The sequence below is a fragment of the Pseudomonas orientalis genome (genome assembly GCF_001439815.1).
Classification (GTDB): domain Bacteria; phylum Pseudomonadota; class Gammaproteobacteria; order Pseudomonadales; family Pseudomonadaceae; genus Aquipseudomonas; species Aquipseudomonas orientalis.
This window is the reverse complement of record NZ_JYLM01000021.1, coordinates 1-3161: the sequence shown is the minus strand read 5'-3', so window position 1 is coordinate 3161 and position 3161 is coordinate 1. Positions and strand designations below refer to the sequence as shown.

The 3161-nt window shown below is 51.1% G+C and carries 1 rRNA gene; it reads right to left on the bottom strand.

The features are described from left to right. Positions 1–105 precede the first annotated feature (105 nt). Positions 106–2997 (bottom strand): 23S ribosomal RNA (locus TU82_RS27265). Between the last annotated feature and the right edge of the window lie 164 nt (positions 2998–3161).

The following is a 3161-nucleotide window of genomic DNA, read 5'->3' as shown; positions in this document are numbered from 1 at the left end:
TGTGATAGTTTTCGGTGTTTTGTGAGCGTCGAACTTTCGGTTCATCTCGTCTTCACACACCGCAATCTGGTGCCTTCTCAGGTCAGCAAATTGCTTGGGTGTTATATGGTCAAGCCTCACGGGCAATTAGTATTGGTTAGCTCAACGCCTCACAGCGCTTACACACCCAACCTATCAACGTCGTAGTCTTCGACGGCCCTTCAGGGAACTCAAGGTTCCAGTGAGATCTCATCTTGAGGCTAGTTTCCCGCTTAGATGCTTTCAGCGGTTATCTATTCCGAACATAGCTACCCGGCAATGCCACTGGCGTGACAACCGGAACACCAGAGGTTCGTCCACTCCGGTCCTCTCGTACTAGGAGCAGCCCCTCTCAAATCTCAAACGTCCACGGCAGATAGGGACCGAACTGTCTCACGACGTTCTAAACCCAGCTCGCGTACCACTTTAAATGGCGAACAGCCATACCCTTGGGACCGGCTTCAGCCCCAGGATGTGATGAGCCGACATCGAGGTGCCAAACACCGCCGTCGATATGAACTCTTGGGCGGTATCAGCCTGTTATCCCCGGAGTACCTTTTATCCGTTGAGCGATGGCCCTTCCATACAGAACCACCGGATCACTAAGACCTACTTTCGTACCTGCTCGACGTGTCTGTCTCGCAGTCAAGCGCGCTTTTGCCTTTATACTCTACGACCGATTTCCGACCGGTCTGAGCGCACCTTCGTACTCCTCCGTTACTCTTTAGGAGGAGACCGCCCCAGTCAAACTACCCACCATACACTGTCCTCGATCCGGATAACGGACCTGAGTTAGAACCTCAAAGTTGCCAGGGTGGTATTTCAAGGTTGGCTCCACGCGAACTGGCGTCCACGCTTCAAAGCCTCCCACCTATCCTACACAAGCAAATTCAAAGTCCAGTGCAAAGCTATAGTAAAGGTTCACGGGGTCTTTCCGTCTAGCCGCGGATACACTGCATCTTCACAGCGATTTCAATTTCACTGAGTCTCGGGTGGAGACAGCGCCGCCATCGTTACGCCATTCGTGCAGGTCGGAACTTACCCGACAAGGAATTTCGCTACCTTAGGACCGTTATAGTTACGGCCGCCGTTTACCGGGGCTTCGATCAAGAGCTTCGCGTTAGCTAACCCCATCAATTAACCTTCCGGCACCGGGCAGGCGTCACACCCTATACGTCCACTTTCGTGTTTGCAGAGTGCTGTGTTTTTAATAAACAGTCGCAGCGGCCTGGTATCTTCGACCGGCATGAGCTTACGGAGCAAGTCCTTCACCCTCACCGGCGCACCTTCTCCCGAAGTTACGGTGCCATTTTGCCTAGTTCCTTCACCCGAGTTCTCTCAAGCGCCTTGGTATTCTCTACCCAACCACCTGTGTCGGTTTGGGGTACGGTTCCTGGTTACCTGAAGCTTAGAAGCTTTTCTTGGAAGCATGGCATCAACCACTTCGTCGTCTAAAAGACGACTCGTCATCAGCTCTCGGCCTTAGAATCCCGGATTTACCTAAGATTCCAGCCTACCACCTTAAACTTGGACAACCAACGCCAAGCTGGCCTAGCCTTCTCCGTCCCTCCATCGCAATAACCAGAAGTACAGGAATATTAACCTGTTTTCCATCGACTACGCTTTTCAGCCTCGCCTTAGGGACCGACTAACCCTGCGTCGATTAACGTTGCGCAGGAAACCTTGGTCTTTCGGCGTGGGTGTTTTTCACACCCATTGTCGTTACTCATGTCAGCATTCGCACTTCTGATACCTCCAGCAAGCTTCTCAACTCACCTTCACAGGCTTACAGAACGCTCCTCTACCGCATCACTTACGTGATACCCGTAGCTTCGGTGTATGGTTTGAGCCCCGTTACATCTTCCGCGCAGGCCGACTCGACTAGTGAGCTATTACGCTTTCTTTAAAGGGTGGCTGCTTCTAAGCCAACCTCCTAGCTGTCTAAGCCTTCCCACATCGTTTCCCACTTAACCATAACTTTGGGACCTTAGCTGACGGTCTGGGTTGTTTCCCTTTTCACGACGGACGTTAGCACCCGCCGTGTGTCTCCCATGCTCGGCACTTGTAGGTATTCGGAGTTTGCATCGGTTTGGTAAGTCGGGATGACCCCCTAGCCGAAACAGTGCTCTACCCCCTACAGTGATACATGAGGCGCTACCTAAATAGCTTTCGAGGAGAACCAGCTATCTCCGAGCTTGATTAGCCTTTCACTCCGATCCACAGGTCATCCGCTAACTTTTCAACGGTAGTCGGTTCGGTCCTCCAGTTAGTGTTACCCAACCTTCAACCTGCCCATGGATAGATCGCCCGGTTTCGGGTCTATTCCCAGCGACTAGACGCCCTATTAAGACTCGCTTTCGCTACGCCTCCCCTATTCGGTTAAGCTCGCCACTGAAAATAAGTCGCTGACCCATTATACAAAAGGTACGCAGTCACCCAACAAAGTGGGCTCCCACTGCTTGTACGCATACGGTTTCAGGATCTATTTCACTCCCCTCTCCGGGGTTCTTTTCGCCTTTCCCTCACGGTACTAGTTCACTATCGGTCAGTCAGTAGTATTTAGCCTTGGAGGATGGTCCCCCCATATTCAGACAAAGTTTCTCGTGCTCCGTCCTACTCGATTTCATGACTAAGAGATTTTCGCGTACAGGGCTATCACCCACTATGGCCGCACTTTCCAGAGCGTTCCGCTAATCTCAAAGCCACTTAAGGGCTAGTCCCCGTTCGCTCGCCACTACTAAGGGAATCTCGGTTGATTTCTTTTCCTCAGGGTACTTAGATGTTTCAGTTCCCCTGGTTCGCTCCATACACCTATGTATTCAGTGTAAGGTAACCATCTTATGATGGCTGGGTTCCCCCATTCAGACATCTCCGGATCAAAGTCTGTTTGCCGACTCCCCGAAGCTTTTCGCAGGCTACCACGTCTTTCATCGCCTCTGACTGCCAAGGCATCCACCGTATGCGCTTCTTCACTTGACCATATAACCCCAAGCAATCTGGTTATACTGTGAAGACAACATTCGCCGAAAATTCGAATTTCTCGATTAAGAGAACTCACAAATTTTACCTTAGCCTGAGCCGTTACCAGTGAAAGTAACGGTCAGTCTATCTTTCTATCACATACCCAAATTTTTAAAGAACGA